3 protein-coding genes are annotated in these 5,587 nt (G+C 43.2%); 1 reads left to right on the top strand and 2 read right to left on the bottom strand.

Going from position 1 to position 5,587, the window contains the following annotated elements; genetic code table 11:
- Positions 1 to 54: 54 nt before the first annotated feature.
- Positions 55 to 3,330: a phycobilisome rod-core linker polypeptide gene (locus tag ACFFAP_RS35215; protein WP_375515557.1), complete on the bottom strand. Its 3,276-nt coding sequence runs from the start codon at positions 3,328 to 3,330 to the stop codon at positions 55 to 57.
- Positions 3,331 to 3,869: 539 nt separating this feature from the next.
- On the opposite strand from ACFFAP_RS35215, the gene ACFFAP_RS35220 reads away from it, so the two are divergent.
- Positions 3,870 to 4,400, top strand: coding sequence for a hypothetical protein (locus tag ACFFAP_RS35220; RefSeq protein ID WP_375515558.1), 531 nt, complete (start codon positions 3,870 to 3,872; stop codon positions 4,398 to 4,400).
- A 172-nt stretch (positions 4,401 to 4,572) separates the two neighbouring features.
- Here the strand turns inward: ACFFAP_RS35220 and ACFFAP_RS35225 are convergent, their stop codons facing one another.
- Positions 4,573 to 5,307 carry a 2-phosphosulfolactate phosphatase gene (locus tag ACFFAP_RS35225; RefSeq protein ID WP_375515559.1) on the bottom strand — a complete coding sequence of 245 codons (735 nt, stop codon included), beginning with the start codon at positions 5,305 to 5,307 and terminating at the stop codon, positions 4,573 to 4,575.
- Between the last annotated feature and the right edge of the window lie 280 nt (positions 5,308 to 5,587).

Raw genomic sequence — 5,587 nt, forward strand, 5'->3', positions numbered from 1 at the left:
GAAGGGGGCAGGGGACAGGGGACAGTAAATAATCTGTACCCTATTCCCTATTTCCTATTCCCTATTCCCTATTGGGAAGCGGTTGTAAGGCACAACATCTTCACCGAAGTAGCAGCTATATTCTGGGCTATCGACTATTGCTTCTACAGCAGCCGACAAACCACTATCAGCTAGCAGATTGTTATACTGGCGAATTTCTTCCTGATCTGCGGGTGTACGCCCCAACAGGTGACGGAAGAGGAACTCAATCACCTTGGCATGAGGATAAGGTGATAAGAAGCGCTGGCGATAGATTTCGGAACTAGCTAGTTGACGCACAAACTCCCGGACGGTAATTTCACCATTCTGGAGTTTGCCCTCTAGGTCACTACGGCGGAAATTATCAGGCACTTCACCGCTAAATACATCCAATACTTGACAGTAAATGGCGTTAATTGCCTGTTGTCTTTCGGCTTGGTTTGTGGTTTCGGTTAGACGGTAAATGCGTGTATGTTTACGCACAGCCACTTCCACAGATTGTCCGCTCCCATCGTTGTAGGAACGACCCAGTTCAGCAAATGAGGGCTGACCATTTGTTTGCGTTGCTATATCTGCGATCGCCTGTGCCAAAAGTGGCGTATCGCCAGATCCGGTGCGGGCTTGCACTGGCTTAAAGCTCGGTACAACTACGTCATCATTTTGCTTGGTAAGCTGGTTGTACAGCTTTTCTGTATTCGGGAAGTTTGCCGCAGGTAGGGTTGGGAAGCGACGGTAAGGCACCGTATCTTCACCAAATACCTCGTTATATTCCACACTATTTACCAAAGCAGCAATAAAGGCACGAATACCTTCAGTAGCCAAAATCTGGTTATACTTACGGATTTCTGCTTGGTCTAGTGGCGCACGTCCCAAGAAGTGTTTGGTTCCCAACTCAATCACTTTGGTGTTGGGGTAAGGTGTGTAGAATTCTTTCAGGTAGAGGTTAGAGTAACCTAAACCTTCAATAAATTCCTTCACACTAATTTCGCCATTACCCAGCTTGCTTTCCCATTTTGTAAATTCGTTTTTGGCGATATAGGGGGCAATATCCCGCTCAAAAATCTGACGATACGCAGCACTAATCAAAGTTTTTACTGCAACTTTGTCACTGGTATTCGCCACCAGCTTGAAGATTTTGGTTTGTTCGCGTTGCTTGCTGACACCTTGGCTAATGCGGAACTGAATATCTGGTTCTGACCGATTTTCTGTCACTGTACCCAGTGTCACAAAGCTCGGCGTTACTTCCTTCTGAAGTTTCGCGGCAACATCATCACGAATGCTACCAACGCGTAATTGTCGCCCTGATACACCACCAGGAGTCAAATACCGTTCGTAAGGAATTGTATCTTCACCAAATGCTTCGCTGTATTCTACGCTGTTAATAATGGCATCAACCACCGCGTAAAAGCCCTGTTTAGAAGCGATGTCAAAGTACTTGTTGATTTCTTGACGACCGTATGTCGGACGACCCAACAAGCGGCGGTGAATATACTCGATCGCTTTACAAACATAGAGCGATGACCAGTACAGATTACGGAATACATCCGACTTAGCCAAAGCACGGATAAACTCCCGTACAGAGATGTCGCCGTTTTCCAGCTTGATTTCCAATACCTTCGGGCGCTGACCTTCGTAAAGATCACGACCGAAAACTTGCAGATAAGCAGCTTTAATCACTGCTTGCGTGGAGCTTTCGGAGAATCTGACGCTAGAACCTTTGCCAGCCTTTCTACCAATAGTACCAGGCAGTTGATCTAACTTGAACACCTTGGGGCCAAGAGTACCAGGAGCTTCACCCCGCGCGTTGGGATTACTATTTTGGTTATTAATCCCTGCCCCTTGGTGAATCAGGATGCGCTTGGTATCCTTCCCAAAAGGAGCCGGACTGGTGCTGGGGTTGCGAGTTTCTTTCGGGAAAATCGCCCCAAATTGAATTTCCAAGGGATCATTCCCAGAACCATAGGGATGTTGGTCTGGTAGTGGTTGTTCGTAAGCAGCAAATGTGGTTATAAACTGAGGTATCTTGCGGAAAGGCGCACTGTAGTTAAACAGGTCTTGCTGCAGTCCCCAGTTGCGACATTCTTGTGCTTCTTGACCAAGACCCCGAAGGTAAGGTACTGTTTCTTCGCCAAAATAGTCGCCGTATTCAGCAGAATCTACTAAGGCATCTACTAAGGCTGGTAGACCACCGTTAGAAATAATTGAGAAGTATTTTTGTACTTCTTCGCGGCTACTTGGGCCCCGTCCCAGAATGTGACGGAAAGCCAGTTCGATGACTCGGCTGTTAATAAAAGGCTGGTAAAACTGTTTTTGGTAAAGGGGAGATTTAGCTAGACGACGGACAAACTCCTTCATGGAGATGTCGCCATTTTTCACCTTGGATTCTAAATCAGATATTGACAAGCTATAAGCACGGGTAATATCGCGCTCAAAAATTTGCCGATATGCAGCCTTGATTACCTCATTTTTTTCGCTACTTGACAACCCAGTTTTCATTACAAACTTGGGACGCCGTTCTGACGCATTAAAGTAAATTTGCGGCAGTTCCAACCCTTGCTGGTCGCTAGAGGGGCGTTGGCGGAGTTTATTTGAAGGTGTGGCTGCTTTGAATTCTGTTAGCAAAACATCCATGTACTGAGACACAATCTCTGTAGCCTCAGCATCTTTGCGGAAAAAGGAAAGTGACCCTGCTTTGATTTCTTGCAAAGCTACCAGCGTTGCTTCACCAGAGCAGGCATTTTCAATTATTTCCCGCAAACCCCGTGTGTTCACCGCTATGATGTTGGGGTCGCCAGCAACGATCGCATAAGTAGCGTAGCGCAAGAACCAGGATAAATCCCGCAAGCTCTTGGCCATGTTGCTTGGGCCATATCGAGCAATGTTAATTGGTCTGAAACCTGGAGGTGTCGGGCCACTGGGGGATGAGTTAAATATTGAGCGTAAATTTTCTAGGAACCCACCACGACTTTCAACGTAGGTTACGGTTCCCAGTTGCATCCCTTGCTGAACATTAGCACCAGCACTAACAGGTACTATTTCTATTTCTCTAGGCTTTTCTAAAAAAGCCATTGGCGAACCACCGACAAAAATCCGGTTGGCAGCGCGAGATACAATAATCTCGGCATTATCCGTTAGCGTCTGGGAAATTTCTAGACGCTTTGCACCAGATGCAAAATAGCTTGCCAGTTCATCTAATTCACCACTTCCCAAAAAGCGGTCTTGCTGCTCGGCTTGGGTAATTGTCGCTACAGCTAGGGTTTGATATAGTTGCGGACGCGCAACTGAGCTTCCACCACTTGCCTTAACACTCATCGGATTTGTAAAACTCCCATCATAATCATTTATGTGTTAAGTCTGGGTCGCTTTGAGGCTTGACACATCGGTGTGTTTGTGCTTTATAAGCTTGAGAGTACTGCCTGCAAAACTGCCAGTAAATTAACCCGGTTAGCTTTTAGATTAAAACGTTTTGCGTTCTCAAGGCTGGTTTATTAAGAAGTGTGTAGAACCTGTAGCTTATATTTATCCAGTCTTAAGATTACATACTATTATTTGGCTGAGACGAAATCTAAGTTTTGTAACTAAGTAACAGGGTAAGCATGGTCTACTGATGCTGAAAACCCTTATTTTGATGTTAGTGGCAGTGTCCACCCTACAATTATTACAACTTATACAAAATTTCAATTGAAACCAAATTGCCTTCAGTAATGTCAGTGGACAGTAGTCAGGAGTCAATGTTAGGTTGTTTTTGCTACTGATAAATGAGTATTAATAAATAACACGACCCTGGAAATAGTTCTTAATTTGTGATGCTTTAAGGATTTGCTCTTAGCATTTTTTAACCGGAAAATACGATGCACAAAAGTTATAAATTTAACTATTTATTTAATGCTACTCTGTCTGCGATCGCAGTTATTTTGGCTGTCACTCCTGCAAATGCGCTTCCAGACCAAAATATCAGCACCGTTGTGAAGTGGGCAAAGACTAGACCTCAACTACCAACTCTGAGATACAACAGCGAAGCCCACGGCTACGAGGGTACAAAGGGAAATTTATACTTTTATGCTGATGTCACGCAAGAAAATGGCACAGTGACTAAAGAAGGCATAACCGTTAGTGGTAGCGATCGCCTAAAATTCACCACAAAAAATGTTAATGCAGTGAAACTGTTACAAAATATTTATAATTCTAATATTGCCAATGACTTCCAGAAGTCTCGATATATCACTAAAGTTGAACGTGACCAGTTTTATCGTGGGCAAAAGTTTGCTTACATCGCTGCTGAAGTGCAGGGTGGCTCATCATTTCAGATAATTCCCTTGAAGAAGTTGCAAGAGTTTATAAATAATGCCAAATATTGCCAAACTAATCAATGCGACCTTTAATTAATTGCTAATTCGTAATTTTTAGGTTTAATTCTCATTCTCTAGGAGATGCATTATTATTTGTCTATACGTGGCATTTTTTTTAGCCTGGGTCTAAATCCACTTATGTAACAGTCTTTAATTACGAATTACGAATTACAAATTACAAATTACGAATTACAAATTATTTTAATTAACCCTGTAGCCTGGAATTTATATAAGCATTATCAGTAAATAAAGGTACGCAATCACTAACGTTGTAGGCGGCGGACAGTTCAACATCTGACTCAAAACCTTTTTCAATTAACTCTTTACCCGAACTGCATTTTTTTAAGTACCCCAATAAGTCTTGCTGGAAAGCTTGAAATGTTTCCACAGCGACTTCGGCTTCTGGTGATAAGCTACCATCTAAATAACTGAGAATTGCCCCAGCACCAATTAAATCTTCAAATGCAGGGCGGAGGCTACCATCTTCTTTCCACCTTTCACCAGCAGGAATCACAGCGATTTTATCACCATACTTTTGAGCAAACTGCGCCACAGCTTGGCAATTTCGCAAGCAACCAGCCAAAGTTGGTGTATTCCCTGTATGTAAAGTCAGATAAGAACCATTAGGTGAAGGTAAAACTAGTCTAGTTTCAGCAGGAATCTGAGTCACCGATTTTGGCGAGAGGGAATATCCAGTTGTAGTCCAACGTTGTCTATGACTTGCTAACTCTGCTTGTACTGATTTGGCATAATCTATGACAGATTCATCTCTCATTGCATAGGGAAAAATTATCGCGTTGTTGTTGGTGGCAATTTCCACGCAGGTAGAAAAAGAGAGAACGTCAACTATTACAATTACATCACTCATAGGAGCGAGTTGAGCAACTCCTTGTGACCCCCACTCACAGCGTAAATTAAATTCTGATTGATTGTAAATCATACAAATAAAGACGGAGTTTAAAGACTCGTTAAACAAGTCGGAAGTCGGAAGTCAGAAGTACAGTTTTGTAACGGGGATTTAGACCCCGCCTAACATACTTGCTTTTTTATAGAACCGGGGGACTTAAACCCACCGAATTTGTTAACGGAGCTAAAAGACTCATTAATGGAGTTCAAAGACTCGTTAATGGAGCTAAAAGACTCATTCACGAGTATCAAAGACTCATTAATGGAGCTAAAAGACTCATTCACGAGTATCAAAGACTCATTAATGGAGCTAA

This window comes from uncultured Nostoc sp. (genome assembly GCF_964245575.1).
Lineage (GTDB): Bacteria > Cyanobacteriota > Cyanobacteriia > Cyanobacteriales > Nostocaceae > Nostoc.

Coding starts and splice junctions, on each gene's coding strand:
- ACFFAP_RS35215 (WP_375515557.1), bottom strand. CDS start 3,330: ATGAGTGTTAAGGCAAGTGGTGGAAGCTCAGTTGCGCGTCCGCAACTA.
- ACFFAP_RS35220 (WP_375515558.1), top strand. CDS start 3,870: ATGCACAAAAGTTATAAATTTAACTATTTATTTAATGCTACTCTGTCT.
- ACFFAP_RS35225 (WP_375515559.1), bottom strand. CDS start 5,307: ATGATTTACAATCAATCAGAATTTAATTTACGCTGTGAGTGGGGGTCA.